General features: G+C 60.5%; 15 protein-coding genes and 1 pseudogene. 2 read left to right on the top strand and 14 right to left on the bottom strand.

The genetic code is table 11. The features are described from left to right. Positions 1-15: 15 nt before the first annotated feature. The 11 genes and pseudogenes from B9Z51_RS17605 to B9Z51_RS17560 all read right to left on the bottom strand — a co-directional run bounded on the left by B9Z51_RS17605 (position 16) and on the right by B9Z51_RS17560 (position 11139). Positions 16-417: a PaaI family thioesterase gene (locus tag B9Z51_RS17605; RefSeq protein ID WP_108376468.1), complete on the bottom strand. Its 402-nt coding sequence runs from the start codon at positions 415-417 to the stop codon at positions 16-18. A gap of 13 nt (positions 418-430) precedes the next feature. Next, positions 431-1405: a nitronate monooxygenase family protein gene (locus B9Z51_RS17600; RefSeq protein ID WP_108376467.1), complete on the bottom strand. Its 975-nt coding sequence runs from the start codon at positions 1403-1405 to the stop codon at positions 431-433. Positions 1406-1412: 7 nt separating this feature from the next. Further along, a complete protein-coding gene (locus tag B9Z51_RS17595; protein ID WP_108376466.1) occupies positions 1413-2390 on the bottom strand; it encodes a tripartite tricarboxylate transporter substrate binding protein in 978 nt (325 codons plus the stop codon). A gap of 40 nt (positions 2391-2430) precedes the next feature. Further along, positions 2431-3585, bottom strand: coding sequence for an acyl-CoA dehydrogenase family protein (locus B9Z51_RS17590; protein ID WP_108376465.1), 1155 nt, complete (start codon positions 3583-3585; stop codon positions 2431-2433). Between the two features lie 24 nt (positions 3586-3609). Continuing rightward, positions 3610-5121 carry a class I adenylate-forming enzyme family protein gene (locus B9Z51_RS17585; RefSeq protein ID WP_108376464.1) on the bottom strand — a complete coding sequence of 504 codons (1512 nt, stop codon included), beginning with the start codon at positions 5119-5121 and terminating at the stop codon, positions 3610-3612. Positions 5122-5126: 5 nt separating this feature from the next. Beyond that, positions 5127-6311, bottom strand: a complete 1185-nt coding sequence (locus B9Z51_RS17580; RefSeq protein ID WP_369959557.1) for a thiolase — start codon at positions 6309-6311, stop codon at positions 5127-5129. A 111-nt stretch (positions 6312-6422) separates the two neighbouring features. Beyond that, positions 6423-6746, bottom strand: a pseudogene (locus B9Z51_RS18950) (Zn-ribbon domain-containing OB-fold protein); the annotation flags it as partial. Positions 6747-6756: 10 nt separating this feature from the next. Beyond that, a complete protein-coding gene (locus B9Z51_RS17575) occupies positions 6757-7677 on the bottom strand; it encodes an SDR family NAD(P)-dependent oxidoreductase (protein WP_108376463.1) in 921 nt (306 codons plus the stop codon). 586 nt (positions 7678-8263) lie between these two features. After that, a complete protein-coding gene (locus B9Z51_RS17570; protein ID WP_108376462.1) occupies positions 8264-9298 on the bottom strand; it encodes a DctP family TRAP transporter solute-binding subunit in 1035 nt (344 codons plus the stop codon). Between the two features lie 27 nt (positions 9299-9325). Beyond that, positions 9326-10624, bottom strand: a complete 1299-nt coding sequence (locus B9Z51_RS17565) for a TRAP transporter large permease (protein WP_108376461.1) — start codon at positions 10622-10624, stop codon at positions 9326-9328. After that, positions 10621-11139 (bottom strand): TRAP transporter small permease, encoded by a 519-nt coding sequence (locus tag B9Z51_RS17560; protein WP_108376460.1) that lies wholly within the window; start codon positions 11137-11139, stop codon positions 10621-10623. Before B9Z51_RS17560 ends, B9Z51_RS17565 begins: the two co-directional genes overlap by 4 nt. A 316-nt stretch (positions 11140-11455) precedes the next feature. On the opposite strand from B9Z51_RS17560, the gene B9Z51_RS17555 reads away from it, so the two are divergent. Beyond that, positions 11456-11854, top strand: coding sequence for a hypothetical protein (locus B9Z51_RS17555; RefSeq protein WP_108376459.1), 399 nt, complete (start codon positions 11456-11458; stop codon positions 11852-11854). Positions 11855-11956: 102 nt separating this feature from the next. Continuing rightward, complete coding sequence (locus B9Z51_RS17550) at positions 11957-12442, top strand: hypothetical protein (protein ID WP_108376458.1); 486 nt, start codon at positions 11957-11959, stop codon at positions 12440-12442. A gap of 257 nt (positions 12443-12699) precedes the next feature. Here B9Z51_RS17550 and B9Z51_RS17545 read toward each other — a convergent pair whose 3' ends face one another. From B9Z51_RS17545 to B9Z51_RS17535, 3 genes are read right to left on the bottom strand one after another with little or no spacing between them, the layout of a single operon-like run. Further along, positions 12700-14238, bottom strand: a complete 1539-nt coding sequence (locus tag B9Z51_RS17545) for an ammonium transporter (RefSeq protein ID WP_108376457.1) — start codon at positions 14236-14238, stop codon at positions 12700-12702. A gap of 23 nt (positions 14239-14261) precedes the next feature. Then, positions 14262-14600 (bottom strand): P-II family nitrogen regulator, encoded by a 339-nt coding sequence (locus B9Z51_RS17540; RefSeq protein ID WP_108376456.1) that lies wholly within the window; start codon positions 14598-14600, stop codon positions 14262-14264. A 28-nt stretch (positions 14601-14628) separates the two neighbouring features. Next, on the bottom strand, positions 14629-15402 hold the full coding sequence (locus B9Z51_RS17535) for a TorF family putative porin (RefSeq protein WP_108376455.1): 774 nt from the start codon (positions 15400-15402) through the stop codon (positions 14629-14631). Positions 15403-15486 lie beyond the last annotated feature (84 nt).

Here is a 15486-nt window from a genome sequence, read left to right as displayed (position 1 = left end):
TTATGAACGCTGTGTTCAGCGCGGGTCCACGTACTTGAACGCGCCCATGGCGCTGGCCACCCGTTGGCCTGCGGCGTCTTCGATGTGGGCTTCGCAAAAGCAGATGCTCTTGCCGCCACCCACGGCGCGGCCATGGGCCACCAAGCGGCCTTTGCCCGGGTGCAAAAAGTGGGTGGACATGTCGACCGTGATGACGGCCTTCTTGAAGTCGGCTTTGGACAACGCGGCACTCGACATGGCCATGTCGAGCATGGTCATGATGACGCCGCCGTGCACGTTCTCAAAGTTGTTGGTCAGCTCGGGGCGGGCGTCGAGCACCATGCGCGAGACACCGCCTTCGGCGAATTCGCGGCGCAAGTCCAGCAGCTTGGCAAACGCCACTTTGTCGTAGAGGGTAGAGGTGTCGATCTCGCTCATTCACACATCCTGTTCAGGCTGCAGCCCAACGGCTGGCCTGCTGCAATTGCTGGCGGCATTCGGCCACCATGCGTTCCAACAATTGGGCGCAGCTGGGCACATCGTCGATCAAGCCAATCACCTGACCGGCCGCCACCACGCCCCCATCCACATCACCCGATTGCAGGGCCTGGTTGCCGCGCTGACCTGCGACCAGGTGGCGGATGTCTTCAAAGCTGCAACCGCCTTCGCGGTTTTCGGTGGCGACCACCTCTTGCGAGACGGCGTTGCTCCAGGCGCGGGTGGTGTTGCGCATCGTGCGGAACATCAACTTCGTGTCGCGCTCACTCGCGCCCACCAGGGCCTGTTTGATGTTGTCGTGCACCGGCGCTTCCTGCGTGACCAGAAAGCGGGTGCCCATGTTGACGCCTTCGGCTCCCAAGGCCAAGGCAGCGGCCATGCCGCGCCCGTCGGCAATGCCGCCCGAAGCGATCACAGGCACCTTGAGCGCGCGCACCGCCAGCGGGATCAGCACCAAGCCGGGCACATCGTCTTCACCGGGATGGCCCGCGCATTCAAAGCCGTCGATGCTGACCATGTCCACACCATTGCGCTCGGCCGACAAGGCGTGGCGCACCGAGGTGCATTTGTGCACGATGGTGATGCCCGCGTCCTTCATGCGTCCGATGAAGTCCTTGGGGCTGTTGCCTGCGGTCTCGACGATCTTGACGCCGCTGTCGATGATGGCCTGCAGGTACTCGGCATAGGGTGGCGGTTTGATCGAGGGGAGGATGGTGAGGTTCACGCCGAAGGGCCGATCGGTCATGCCGCGCGTGCGTGCGATCTCGGCCGCCAGTGCTTCGGGTGTGGGCTGGGTCAATGCCGTCAGCACGCCCAGGCCCCCGGCGTTGGACACGGCCGAGACCAGCTCGGCCTTGCCCACCCATTGCATGCCGCCTTGGATGATGGGATAGCGAATGCCCAGCGCTTCGGTGACGCGGGTTTTCATGCCAGGTTCAATTCAAAGTGATCTTGGCGTCACGCACGATGCGTGCATAAACCTCGGCATCGGACTTCATCACCTTGGCAAAGCTCTCGGTGGTCTCGCCACCGGGGATCAGGCCCATGGCTTCGATTTTCTCGCGCACCTCGGGCAGCTTGAGGATGCGCTGGGTCTCTGCCGAGAACTTGTCCACCACGGCCTTGGGTGTGGCCGCTGGCAAGAACAGGCCGAACCAGCCCATGGGCTCATAAGAGTTGAGGCCCTGCTCCTTGAGCGTGGGCACATTGGGCAACCAGGACAGGCGCTCGGTGCCGGTCACGCCCAACAGCTTGAACTTGGGCAGGTGCTGTTTGGACGAGCCCGCATCCAGAAAGGCCGAGGACAGCTGACCGCCCATCATGGCGGTCACCAAGGGTGCGCCGCCCTGGTAGGGCACATGCATCAGGTCAAGACCGGTTTGCGTGTTGAGCAGCGCGCCTTGCAGGTGGGCCGAGGTGCCCGGACCATAAGAACCGATGCTGTGCTTGCCGGGTTCGGCCTTCACCATCTTGATGAACTCGGGCAAGGTGTTGATCGGCAGGTTGGGCGCAGCCGCCAGCACGCTGGGGCTGATGGCCACGCGACTGATGGGCGCGAAGTCCTTGAGGGGGTCATAGGGCAGCTTCATCAGGGGAATCTGCTGCACCAAGGCCACGATGCTGAACAGCACGGTGTAACCATCGGCAGGACCTTTGGCCACTTGGTTGGCACCGATGGTGCCGCCCGCGCCGGACTTGTTCTCCACCACCACGCTTTGCTGCCAGTTGTCCTGCATCTTCTGGGCCACCATGCGGGCCAGCGCGTCGGTGGCGCCACCGGCCGGATAAGGCACGATGAACTTGATGGGCTGGTTGGGGTAAGTGTTGGGGGTCTGCGCCAGCGCATGGCCTGCGCCCAGCAAAGCCAGGCTGCTGAGGGTGGTCAAAGCCAGTCGGCGTGTGAACTTCTGCATGGTGTGTCTCCTGTTTGTTTTTGAAATAGATGAGCGGAATTCAGGCGCGTGCTTCGCGCACCATGTTGCGACCAATGATGATCTGCTGGATCTGCGTGGTGCCCTCGTACAAGCGGAACAAGCGCACGTCGCGGTAGAAGCGCTCGATGCCGTACTCGGACAAGTAACCCGCGCCACCCAGAATTTGCACCGCACGGTCGGCCACGCGGCCGCACATCTCGGACGCGAACATCTTGCAGCACGAGGCTTCGGTCGAGACGCTGCGGCCTTCGTCGCGCTTGCGTGCGGCGTCGATCACCATGCACTCGGCGGCGTACACCTCGGCCTTGCTGTCGGCCAGCATGGCCTGCACCAGCTGGAACTCGGCGATCGACTGGCCGAACTGCTTGCGGTCGATGGCGTAGCGCAGCGCGTCGTCCAAGATGCGCTGGGCCACGCCCACGCACACGGCCGCCAAGTGGATGCGGCCTTTTTCGAGCACCTTCATCGCGGTCTTGAAGCCTTGGCCCTCTTTGTCTCCGATCAGGTTGGCGGCCGGGACACGCACGTTGTCAAACATCACGTCGCAGGTGTGGGCACCCTTTTGGCCCATCTTCTTGTCGTTCTTGCCCAGGCTGATGCCGGGCGATTGGGCGTCGACGATGAAGGCCGACACGCCGCCCGCGCCTTTGTCGGCCGGGTTGGTGCGGGCCATCAGCGTGAAGATCTTGGAATGCGGTGCGTTGGTGATGTAACGCTTGGTGCCGTTGACGATGTAGTGGTCACCGTCATTGATGGCCGTGGTGCGCAGCGAAGCCGCGTCCGAGCCCACATCGGGCTCGGTCAGCGCGAACGAAGCCGACAACTCGCCGGTGGCCAGCTTGGGCAGGTAATAGGCTTTTTGCTCTTCGGTGCCGTCCATCAGGATGCCCTGCGAACCAATGCCCACCGTGGTGCCGATCACCGAGCGGAAAGCAGGCGAGGTCTTGCACAGCTCGAACAGCAGGCGCGACTCCTCTTCCATGGTCAGCTCCAGACCACCATAGGCTTCAGGAATCGTCAGACCAAACAGGCCCATCTCGCGCATCTCCTGCACGATGTCTGCCGGGATCTCGTCGGTTTCAGCCACTTCGTTCTCGGCGGGCACCAGACGCTCGCGCACAAAACGGCGCACGGAATCGAGCAAGGCTTCAAAGGTTTCGGGATCTCGGATCATGGTGGTTCAACAGTTGAGGAAATTTCAGGGAACGGCACGTTGCAGCTGTTCGCGCAACTGGCGTTTGAGCACCTTGCCCACTTCGCTGCGCGGCAGGGCGTCGATGAACTGCACGCAGGCCAGCCGCTGGGCTTTGCCCAGACGTTCATTGGCCCAAGCGCACAGGCGGTCTTCGGTGTCGGTGTGGCCGGGTGCGGGCACCACAAAGGCCACCGGGGTTTCTCCCCAGCGCTCGGAGGGCACACCCACCACCGCCACATCGCGCACTTGCGGATGCTGACGCAGGACCTCTTCGAGGTCACTGGGGTAAACATTGAGCCCGCCGGAAATCAGCATGTCCTTGCGCCGGTCCATCAGGATCAAAAAGCCATCGGCATCAAAACGGCCCACATCGCCCGTGCGGATGAAGCGTTTGCCGCTGGCGTCGAACCATTCGGCGGCGTGGGTGGCTTCGGGCAGACCGTGGTAGCCGCTCATCATGGTGGCCGAGTGGCCGACGATCTCGCCCATTTCGGTCAGGGACAGTTCGCGTCCGTCTTCGTCGATCAGGCGGATGTCGTTGCCTGCGCTCACGCGGCCCACGGTGTGCAGCTTGTCGGGGTGCAGGTGCGCATGCAGTTCGGTGCGGCCACCGCCTTCGGTCATGCCATAAAAATCGATCACCTCGCCGGGCCAGCGGCGCAACACCTCGGCCTTGAGTTCGGCCACAAAGGGCGCACCGGCCGAGAAGCGGCGGCGCAGCAAGGACAGGTCGGTGCGTTCGAAATCCGGGTGATCCATGATGCGGCGAAACTGCACCGGCACCAGCACCGAATTCGTGGCGCGGTGCTGCACAGCCAGCGCCAGATAGCGCCCGGCGTCGAACTTGTCCATCAGCACCACGGTGCCGCCCTGGCCCATGGCCCCGAACAGGTAGGTGAGCGTGAAATTCGAATACATCGGCAGGGGCAGCAGCGTGACTGCGTCTGGCGTCGCGGTGGAGCGCTGCAGCTGGACCCAGCGCATGCCGCAGGGCTGCACGATGCCCTTGGGCAGACCGGTGGTGCCCGAGGAGTAAATGATGTTGAAAGGCTCGTGTGGCTGACGCGGCACGGGCAGTGGCTGCGGCGCGCCTTGCAACCACTGCGACCAGGCGGGCTCATCCAGCAACACACATGGCAGCGCCGTGCCATCCCAGCACGCCTGGGTCTGTGCATCGAGAAAGACCCGCACCGCACCCGCATTGGCCGAGAGCATTTGCAGCTGCTCGGGCGTGGCCGTGGGGGGCAGGGGCGCAACCGTCACACCGGCTTGCACCGCACCCAGAAAGGTGCACACATAAGCCAGCGAGGTGGCCGCGCAGATCGCCACCGCCTGGCCCGCTTGCACGCCATCGCGCTGCAAAGCACCGGCCACCTGCTGCACACGCGCATGCAGCTGGGCAAAGCTCAGCACCTGCTCGCCCAGCACCAGGGCCGGGTGCGCTGGCCGCGTTTGCGCGTAGCTGGCCAACAGCTCGGGCAAAGTGCCAAAGGGGCGGGACAAGAGCGTGTGCATGGTGTTCAAAGCACCTCTTCGAGACCGAGGATGGCGGTGGACTGGCTCGACAGCGTGCCGCCATTGCCGTGGGCCAGCGCGGTTTGCGCACCCGCCACTTGGCGATCGCCGCCTTCACCGCGCAACTGGCGCACGGCTTCGATCAGGGTGAAGATGCCGTACATGCCCGGGTGCGTGCACGACAAGCCGCCGCCGTTGGTGTTGACCGCCAAACGGCCACCGGGTGCGATCGCGCCACCTTCGACAAATGCGCCGCCTTCGCCTTTTTTGCAAAAGCCCAGGTCTTCCAGAAAGAGCAAGGTGTTGATGGTGAAGGCGTCGTACAGCTGCACCACGTTCATGTCGGCGGGCGTGAGGCCCGCCATGGCAAAAGCTTCGCGCCCCGACTGGCTGGCCGAGGTGACGGTGAGGTCGTGCATGGACGAGACCTGGCGGTTCCAGTTGGCGGTGGCATTGCCCAACACGTAAACAGGTTTCTTCGGCAGGTCACGCGCACGGTCGGCACGCACCAGCACAAAGGCGCCGCCACCGTCGGTGACCAGGCAGCAGTCACGCACCGACAAGGGGTCGGACACCATGCGGGCCTTGAGCACCTCGTCGATCGACAGCGGATCGCGCATGAAGGCTTCGGGATTGCGCTGCGCCCAGGCGCGGGCAGCCACGGCCACTTCGGCCAGCTGGCGGCGGGTGGTGCCGTATTGGTGCATGTGCCGGCGCGTGGCCAGCGCGTAGGCGCTGAGCGGCTGCATCGGGGCGTAGGGGGTTTCGTAAGGCTGCGGGTCCATCACACGGCGGGCCTGGGCGATCTCGGCGCGGCCAAAGGTGGACGTGCGCTGCGTGCTGCCGTAGCACACCAGCACCGCGTTGCACTGGCCCGACTGCAAAGCCATCATGGCGGGCAAGAGGTGCGCCACAAAGCTGGAGCCACCCAGCATGGTGCCGTTGATGTAACGCGGGTTGATGCCCAAATACTCGGTCACGGGCATGGGCCACATGGTGGACAGCACACTGGCGGTGCACAGGCCGTCGATGTCGCTCATCTTGAGTCCAGCATCGGCCACAGCCGCACGCGCAGCGCGGGCCAGCACTTCCATCTCGGTGAAGCCCGTGGCTTCACCACAACCAAAGGTGGCCACACCTGCGATGGCGGCGCTGCCGCGCAAGGCCTTGAGGCCGGTGGACGAATGCACCGCTGCCGATGCGGCCGGGCCACGGGGCACGGGCTTGGCCGACGTAGCCTCTGTGCTGACCGGGTCAAACACCACCACGCCTTGGCCTTTGTCGACCTCCACACGGGCCTGCACCCGCTGGCCCACCTGCACGGCGTCGACAGGGTCCATGTCCACGCGGGCCATCAAGCGCACGCCTTCGTCCAGGTCGATCAGGCAGACGTTGTAGTCGCCACCCGCGTCGGGCTTGCGGCGCACCGTGGTGACCGAATACACCGTGCCCAGGCCCGATGGGGGCACCAGCGCGAGTTCGTTGCTGACGCAGTGCGGGCAGACCTCACGCGGAAAGTAAATGTGCTGGCTGCAATCACCGCATTGCTGGATCAGGAAACGGCCTTCGGCCAAGGCGGCTTGGTGCTGCGCGAACACGCCTGAATTTTTGTTTTCGTTAGCCATGCTCATCGCCTCAGATCGGGTCCCAACTGAACACGTCGCCCGAACGCTCCAGGTCAAAGAAGCTCGACTTGAGCGCGGGCATGGCCTGGTCCAGCACCGACTGCGGCGTCCAGCCCTCGCTGCGGTGCACCGAGCGGATGGGGCGCGGCTGGCTCATCAAGAAAATTTCGTTGTTGCGCACGGCAAAGACCTGGCCGTTCACATGGGCCGAGGCGTCGCTGGCCAGGGCCACGGCCATGGGCGCGATCTTGGCGGGCGTCATTTGCTTGATGCGCTCGACGCGGGCCTGCTCTTCGGGCGTCTCGGTCGGGATCGAGCCGATCATGCGGCTCCAGGCAAAGGGCGAAATGCAGTTCGAGCGCACATTGAACTTTTCCATGTCCAGCGCAATCGATTTGGACAGCGCCGTCACACCCAGCTTGGCCGCTGAATAGTTGGCCTGACCAAAGTTGCCCACCAAGCCCGAGGTGGACGTCATGTGGATGTAGTTGCCGCTTGCTTGCTCCTTGAAGTGCGGGGCGGCTGCGCGGCTGACGTAAAAGGCGCCGTACAGGTGCACCTTGAGCACCGCGTCCCACTCGTCCATGCTCATCTTGTGGAAGAAGCGGTCGCGCAAAATGCCGGCGTTGTTGACCACCACGTCGATGCGGCCAAAGCTGTCGATGGCCGTTTGGATGATGCGGGCTGCGCCTGCGGCGTCGGACACGCTGTCGGTGTTGGCCGCGGCCTGACCACCCATCGCTTTGATTTCGTCCACCACTTTTTGTGCGGGGCCTGCGTCTTGGCCTTCGCCCGAGACGGACGCGCCGATGTCGTTGACCACCACTTTGGCGCCCTCACGCGCCATGGCCAGCGCGATGTCGCGGCCAATGCCGCCACCTGCGCCGGTGACCACGACGACTTTGTCTTCTACCAATCGGGCTTTGCTCATTTTTTTCTCCTTCAGGTCGTGGAGCGAACGTCTGACGGGCCAGCGTCACCCCACTGGGGGTTGATGTATCTTGATGTGCTGAATGATTTTGAACAATCTTCGTTTACCTAAGCGGGGCTTTCGCATTCCAGAAGTCAGGGATTGCCCTTGGTTCATCTGAAAACGTCGGACTCTTCGAGTGCCGACCTACGCCGTCGCTGGTTTTTGTAGGTCGGCGGTCGAAGACCCCGACGTTGCGGGTTGCATCGTTCGCGCCGATTGAGGGCGATGTGGGTGTGCGAAAACATGTGGGACTCTTCGAGTGCCGACCTACGCCGTCGCTGGTTTTTGTAGGTCGGCGGTCGAAGACCCCGACGTTGCGGGTTGCATCGTTCGCGCCGATTGGGGGCGCTGTGGGCGTGCGAATACATGTCGGACTCTTCGAGTGCCGACCTACGAAGGCGTTGGTTTTTGCAGGTCGGCGGTCGAAGACGCCGACATTGCAGGTTCACCTGCTGAGCCCGCAGCCCCCGGCATGTCGGGGGGCTGCGATACAGAGACAAGCGGCTGACTCACCAAAGCCGGGCTGGCTTGTCCGGTGTGGAGGTCACTTCTTGCGTGCGACCACTGCGGCTTCGGCTTCCTTCACCAGCGCTGCGCCCACGGTGTTTTTCCACTTGTCGTAGACGGGGCGGGTGGCTTTGACGAAGGCCTCGCGCTCGTCGGCGGTGAGCGAGGTCACCGTCACGCCCATGGCGGCGATGTCTTTGAGGACGGGCTTGTCGGCCTCAATCAAGCCTTTGCGGGCAATGGCGATTTCGGCTTTGCCGGCATCCACAGCGGCCTGGCGCACGATGGCCTGGTCAGCCGGTGTCCACGATGCCCAGATGTCCTTGTTGACCACAAAGATCAGCGGATCGGCCACATAGCCCCAGGTGGTCACGAACTTTTGGCCCACGGTGTGCATTTTCAGCACGGTGAACAAGAACAGCGGGTTTTCCTGGCCGTCCACCGCGCCGCTGGACAGGGCCGGTTGCGCATCGGCCCAGCTCATTTGGGTGGGGTTGGCACCCATGGCGCTGAACATGTCCGAGTAAATGGGCGAGCCCACGACGCGGATTTTCATGCCCTTCAAGTCAGCAGGCGACTTGATGGGGCGCTTGGAGTTGGTGAGTTCACGAAAGCCGTTTTCACCCCAGGCCAAAGGCACCACGCCCGATTTGTCGAGGGTCTGGAAAATTTTCTGGCCCACACTGCCTTGCGTCAGCGCGTCAATGGCGGCGTAGTCGGGCATCAAAAAGGGCAGCGAGAACAGGTTCAGTTCCTTGACCTGGGGTGACCAGTTGATGGTCGAGCCCACGGCCATGTCGATCACGCCTTGGCGCAGTGCGCTGAATTCGCGGGTCTGATCGCCCTGAATCAAGGACACGCCGGGGTACAGCTTGATGTTGATGCGGCCTTGGGTGCGCTCTTTGACCATGTCGGCCCACATCTTGCCCGCTTGGCCCCAGGGTGTGGGAGGGCCCAACACCAACGACATGCGGTACTCGGCCTTGTAATCGGCGGCCAAGGCCGGGGCAGTGAAGGCACCGAGGCCAGCAGCAACGGCCAGCAAGCTGAGCAAATGACGACGAAGTTTCATGGTTGTCTCCTTGTTGAAAAATGAAAATCAGTAACCCAGGTAACGTGGCAGCCACAAAGCCAGTTCGGGCCAGGCAATCACGGCCAGCATGACCAGGAACATCGAAAACAGCATCCAGCCGACCCAGCGCACGGTCTCTTCCATGCGTACCCCGGCAATGCGGCAAGACACCATCAGGTTCACGGCCAAAGGCGGCGTGAATTGGCCCAGCGCCACTTTGAGCGTGAGGATCACGCCAAACCAGACCGGGTCCCATTTGTAGAACTGCACAATGGGCCACAAGAGCGGAACAAAAATCAGGAAAATCGACACGCCGTCGAGGAACATGCCCACGGTGATCAGCATGAGGATGAGCAGACCCAGCACGCCGTACTCGCCCAAGCCCGAGTTAACGATGGCATTTGTGATCGGGTCAATCACCCCCAGCGTGGACAGCGAGAAGGCAAAAATACCCGCCAGCGACACCACCAGCAAGATCACAGCCGACAGCTCGCCCGACTCCCGCAGGATGACAAACAGGTCACGCATCTTGATGGTGCGGTAAATGACCATGCCCACGAACAGGCCGTAAAACACCGCCACCACCGCCGCCTCGGTCGGCGTGAACCAGCCTGCACGCATGCCACCCAAAATCAAGATCGGCGCAGCCAAGCCCCAAGTGGCCTCGACAAAGCTTTTCCACAACTCAGGGCGCGGCAAACTCGCTTCGTAAGCGCCCATCTTGTGTTTGCGCGCCATCCAGACGGTGGGCACGATCAGGGCAATGCCCGCCAGCACGCCGGGGATCATGCCCGCAGCAAACAGCGCAGGCACCGAGGCACCGGGCACCAGCACCGAATACACGATGAAGGCCACCGAAGGCGGAATCAAAATGTCGGTGGCCGCAGCCGCCCCGACCACGCTGGCCGAAAACGCCGCCGGGTAACCGGCACGCGACATGGCGGCGATCATCACCGCGCCCACCGCTGCCGCGTTGGCCGGGCCTGAGCCGGAAATACCGCCCAAGAACATGGCCACCACAATCGCCACCAAAGGCAGCATGCCCGGGCCACGGCCGACGATGGCCACCGCAAAGTTGACCAAGCGCAGCGCCACGCCCGAACGGTCAAAAATGGAGCCCACCAGCACAAACATGGGAATGGCCAGCAGCGGGTACTTGCCCAGACCGGCGTAAAAATTTTGCGGCACGGCCAGCAGGCCAAACCACTGCGCGTCCGAGTTCGCCAAGGCAATACAAGCCGCACCGGCCAAACCCAAAGCGGCGCCAATGGGCACGCCCATCAGCATCATGACCACGAAAGCCACAAACAGGAGGGTTGGAATCATGGCTGACGCCCCCGACGGATGAACAAGCCCAGAGCACGCCCCGCAATGGCCACCGACAAAACCGGCAGCCAGATGGTGTACCACCACTGCGGCACGCCAATGCCTGGCGAGGTTTCACCGAAACGGAAGTCGTCCCAGACCACGCGCACACTCAGCACCGCAATCAGGGCAAACAGCACAAACACCATCAAGGCGCCAAAACGGGCCAAAGCGAGCTGGCGTTTTTCAGAGCCACTGTCGGCAAAGTATTCGATGCGGATTTGCCGGTTGCGGGCCACCGAGGCCGAACCCGCCACCAAGGCCAAAACAATCATCAAAAACACAGAAAACTCTTCGGTCCAGGCAAAGGACTGGTCGGTGAAATAGCGAACGAGCACATTGGCAAAGGTGATGAGCGACAGCAACCCCATCACGATGACCGTGAGCCAGTCTTCAATTTTCAAAGGCACACGGGTGGCCTCATCAGGTTCATCAGCAGCCACCTCGGCGGGCGCTTGCTCGGGCAAATGGGTCATAGGAATACAGCTAAATTTGACAATTCACTTTACCATGGCGCCCCCGCCCACAAGCCCCCAAACAGGGTGAAAAGCGCCCCCGGGGACACAGGGATTACCCTTCAAAGAGGTCTGCGCGACTGGCCGATCAGGCTCTGAAGTTTGCAGAGTGGTCAACCCTGCACCCTGTAGGAGCCAGCCCTGCTGGCGATCAGACGCTGGTGGACCACAGGCTTTTCGCTTGCAGGGCAAGCTCCCACAAAATCCCCCCAACTTGCAACACACTGCCCAGACTTCATCGAGCCGGATCTATAAGCTGTACTCAAGGAAATTTGCCATGACTGTCACAATAAAAACTGATCGCGTCTCTTCCGAAATGCTGGAGATGGCCCTCTTGCTCAGCAAGCACAAGGGGCTGTCTACACAAGACCTGGGCCAGATCAAGGCCTTGTGTTCACCGCCGATCTATCCTCCCGAACTGGTCGCGCAGAACCGCATTCAGAAGGCCAAGATGAGCCAGAGGGTTTTTTGCTGGTTTTCTGAATGTTCGTCCATCCACCGTTTAAAAATGGGAGTTCCCGGCTTCGAGCAAGCATCCCGTTGGCGCAGCCGCCAAATTGCTGCAACTCATACTCTTTCATTCACAGCATTCGTTGACCGAGAAAAAGCGCGAAAAAAATGTCTTCTTGAAAAGGCTCCCCATCCGCGGGCTTATGTTTTTCTGCAGCCTATATAGGGCCTTCACTGGCCCCAAACGCGCACCGCAGGTTTTGTAGGGAACATGACCCCAGAATGATTGAGTCAAGTTTGGTAAATCAATTTTTGCGAGAATTTTATAATGCTTTCTAATAAATACATATCTGCAGCCAGTAAATATATATTTCTAATAACTACTTTTTTGGTCATTAAAAATGCCTGGCCTCAAGACTTAACCCATGAACTGAAAACTCTTGGAATCATGATTCCCAAAGGATTTGACTCATCGGTGCAAATTCAATATCAATGCAATAGTCATAATAAGTATATAGCTAAGAAATGTTTAATTGATTTATATGAATTTAAAGACAATGGAAAATACAAGCATGACAGTCTAAATATCAACCTCCAGAGTGGATATGAAATCTTGGATACCAACGATACAAACTGCGTTTCAACAATACAAAAAGATACCGAAATTATTGCCATTGGAAAATTAAAACAAAACAAATTTAAATTCATTGCTCATGACATTATAAAAGCCTGGGTAATCAATCCTAAATTAATGATATTCAAATCAATCGAAAGAGGCACCGTTTCGTGTGCAATTATTGATGACAGAAATTAATATTTACACAGAGAATTTAAATGGAACAATCATAAAATATTCCAGAGCTATTGCTGTAAACACTTACGATCCCGCGGTCAATATTGAGGCGTAAAGGGTCAAAAACCCAGCACCAGCAGGTCTGACTCTACAGCCCACATGAGCCTGTGCAAATGATCGAAGATATCAGGGGTTAAATACATAAAAAAGCCCGCAGGGCGCAAGCGCTGCGGGCTTTTTTGAAGACGGGTGACAGGCGTCACCCGAAACTCAAGGCATCAACCGTGGTAGGCCGACTCGCCGTGTGAGGAGATGTCCAGACCTTCGCGCTCTTCTTCTTCCGAGACGCGCAGACCGATGGTCAGGTCAACGATCTTGTAGGCAACGACCGACACCACTCCCGACCAGACGATGGTCAGCAGCACGGCTTTGGCCTGGATCCACACTTGTGCAGCGATGGAGTAAGCGTCAGCGGTCACCATGCTCACCGTGACCCAGTCGCCCACCGCGCTGGGGCCGCCCAGGCTGGGGGAGTTGAACACGCCGGTCAGCAAGGCGCCGACGATACCGCCCACACCGTGCACACCGAAGACGTCCAGAGAGTCGTCAGCGCCCAGCAGTTTCTTCAGGCCATTCACACCCCACAGGCAGGCGAAGCCGCCGATGAAGCCGATGATCACAGCGCCGCCGATGCCGACGTTGCCAGCCGCTGGCGTGACTGCCACCAGACCTGCCACCGCACCAGAAGCCGCACCCAACATCGAAGCTTTGCCACGCATCAGGGCTTCACCCATGCACCAGGCCAACACAGCCGCAGCGGTGGCCAACATGGTGTTGATGAAGGCGAGCGCCGCGAAACCGTTGGCTTCCAGAGCGGAACCTGCGTTGAAGCCGAACCAGCCCACCCACAGCAAGGCGGCACCGACCATGGTCAATGTCAGGCTGTGAGGCGCCATGGATTCCTTGCCGTAACCGACGCGTTTGCCGATCATGAAGGCACCGACCAAGCCAGCCACAGCAGCGTTGATGTGCACCACAGTACCGCCAGCGAAGTCCAGCGCGCCCCACTGCCACAGCAAACCGGCCTTGGAAGTCATTTCGTCCACGACTTCTTTGGAAGCGTAAGCGTCAGGACCCATCCAGAACCAGACCATGTGCGCGATCGGCAGGTAGCTGAAGGTGAACCACAGCACCATGAAAGCCAGCACGGCAGAGAACTTCACGCGCTCGGCAAAGGCACCGACGATCAGGGCGCAGGTGATGCCCGCAAAGGTGGCCTGGAAGGCGGCGAACACGATTTCAGGAATGTAGACGCCCTTGGAGAAGGTGGCCGCATTGGCGAAAGTGCCTGCTGCGTTGTCCCAGATGCCTTTCATGAACAGGCGGTCCATGCCACCGATGTAGGCATTGCCTTCGGTGAACGCGAAGCTGTAGCCATAGATGAACCAGAGCACCAGGATCAGCGAGAAGGTGACCATGACTTGCATGAGCACCGACAGCATGTTCTTGCTGCGCACCAGGCCGCCGTAGAACAAGGCCAGACCGGGCACGGCCATCATCAGCACGAGCAAGGTGGACAGCAGCATCCAGCCGGTGTCGCCCTTGTTGGGGACGGGCACGGGTGCGGCTTCTGCGGGTGCTGCAGCCACCACAGCAGCGGGAGCGGCAGCCACAGCTGGGGCCGTTGCGGGGGCTTTGGCTTCAGCTGGCGCCGTCACGGCAGCTGGCGCCGTCTGGGCCGAGGCCACCGAGCTGGCGCCAAACAGGCCCAAACTCAAACTCAGGCCCAAGGCCAGGGAAGCGAGTAGCTTTTTCATTTGTCGACTCTCTTTCTTGTCAATCAGAGGGCTTCGGCGCCGGTTTCACCGGTGCGGATGCGAACCACTTGTTCGAGGTCGTACACGAAGATCTTGCCGTCGCCAATCTTGCCGGTGCGGGCACCGGACTCGATGGCTTCGATCACGCGCTCGACCAGCTCGTTGGATACGGCGGCTTCGATCTTCACCTTGGGCAAAAAGTCGACCACGTATTCCGCACCACGGTACAGCTCGGTGTGGCCTTTTTGACGACCAAAGCCTTTGACTTCGGTCACGGTGATGCCCTGCACGCCGATGCCCGAAAGTGCTTCACGCACTTCGTCCAGCTTGAAGGGTTTGATGATGGCGGTCACCAGTTTCATGATGGCTCCTTGTGTGGTGTGTGGGGAATCAGAAGGTGTACTTTAGGCCAACAACCAAGCCGGTGTCGCCTGTGGCTTTGCCTGCTGGGGTGTAGTAGAAGGATTTTTTGGCATTGGAGCCAATGACTGCGCCAGTTGCGCTCAAACCATTGCCCAGATCCTTGCCCAAGGTCAGGGCGTAGTCGGTGTACGTGCCATCCGGCGTATTGGCCACTTTCTGGTAACCCACATGTGGCACCAAAGAATAGCCTTCGCCCAAGTCATAGGTTGCGCTCAGGTCGAGGTAATAGCTGCCCTTGCTGTTCAGGTTGCCGAACAAGTTGGACAGTGCATACGAGTATTTGGCGGTGTAGGCACCCAAAGTCACCGCCCCATAAATTTCGTCGGTGTTGGCGTTGCCGTACAGAGGAATGCCATCTTTGGCAACATTGGCCAGCTTGTTGCCTGTGTATTCATACCGCAGGTAACCCACGTCATAGGCCACGTCACCCACAGCGCCTTTGTAGCCACCGTAGAGGTCGATTTCCACAGAGCCATCTGTGGCCGTGGCATCCTTGATCCACTTGATCGAAGAGCCCCAGGCGCCGACATAAAAGCCGCTCTTGTCAGCGTAATCCACGCCGCCTTGCAATGCAGGCTCCAGGCGCGACTGGGAAATGCCGCGATAGCGGTATTCAGACACCACACCGGCGTTGAAAGACAAGCTGCTGGCGGGTTCTGCAGGCGCCGTTTGGGCGTGAGCCACAGGAGCCAGTGCGCTGACGGCCAAAGCGATCAGGGAAGGAACGAGGATCTTTTTCATGTGGAACTCCTGGAAAAGTTGTTGAGGACAGTCTCATTAAGCAGGGACCGTGCCAACTCTTCTTGGCCATGACTGCGGGCATTC

The sequence above is a fragment of the Limnohabitans sp. T6-5 genome (genome assembly GCF_003063315.1).
Classification (GTDB): Bacteria; Pseudomonadota; Gammaproteobacteria; order Burkholderiales; family Burkholderiaceae_C; genus Limnohabitans_A.
This window is presented reverse-complemented; position numbering and strand designations above follow the sequence as displayed.

Coding starts and splice junctions, on each gene's coding strand:
- B9Z51_RS17605 (WP_108376468.1), bottom strand. CDS start 417: ATGAGCGAGATCGACACCTCTACCCTCTACGACAAAGTGGCGTTTGCC.
- B9Z51_RS17600 (WP_108376467.1), bottom strand. CDS start 1,405: ATGAAAACCCGCGTCACCGAAGCGCTGGGCATTCGCTATCCCATCATC.
- B9Z51_RS17595 (WP_108376466.1), bottom strand. CDS start 2,390: ATGCAGAAGTTCACACGCCGACTGGCTTTGACCACCCTCAGCAGCCTG.
- B9Z51_RS17590 (WP_108376465.1), bottom strand. CDS start 3,585: ATGATCCGAGATCCCGAAACCTTTGAAGCCTTGCTCGATTCCGTGCGC.
- B9Z51_RS17585 (WP_108376464.1), bottom strand. CDS start 5,121: ATGCACACGCTCTTGTCCCGCCCCTTTGGCACTTTGCCCGAGCTGTTG.
- B9Z51_RS17575 (WP_108376463.1), bottom strand. CDS start 7,677: ATGAGCAAAGCCCGATTGGTAGAAGACAAAGTCGTCGTGGTCACCGGC.
- B9Z51_RS17570 (WP_108376462.1), bottom strand. CDS start 9,298: ATGAAACTTCGTCGTCATTTGCTCAGCTTGCTGGCCGTTGCTGCTGGC.
- B9Z51_RS17565 (WP_108376461.1), bottom strand. CDS start 10,624: ATGATTCCAACCCTCCTGTTTGTGGCTTTCGTGGTCATGATGCTGATG.
- B9Z51_RS17560 (WP_108376460.1), bottom strand. CDS start 11,139: ATGACCCATTTGCCCGAGCAAGCGCCCGCCGAGGTGGCTGCTGATGAA.
- B9Z51_RS17555 (WP_108376459.1), top strand. CDS start 11,456: ATGACTGTCACAATAAAAACTGATCGCGTCTCTTCCGAAATGCTGGAG.
- B9Z51_RS17550 (WP_108376458.1), top strand. CDS start 11,957: ATGCTTTCTAATAAATACATATCTGCAGCCAGTAAATATATATTTCTA.
- B9Z51_RS17545 (WP_108376457.1), bottom strand. CDS start 14,238: ATGAAAAAGCTACTCGCTTCCCTGGCCTTGGGCCTGAGTTTGAGTTTG.
- B9Z51_RS17540 (WP_108376456.1), bottom strand. CDS start 14,600: ATGAAACTGGTGACCGCCATCATCAAACCCTTCAAGCTGGACGAAGTG.
- B9Z51_RS17535 (WP_108376455.1), bottom strand. CDS start 15,402: ATGAAAAAGATCCTCGTTCCTTCCCTGATCGCTTTGGCCGTCAGCGCA.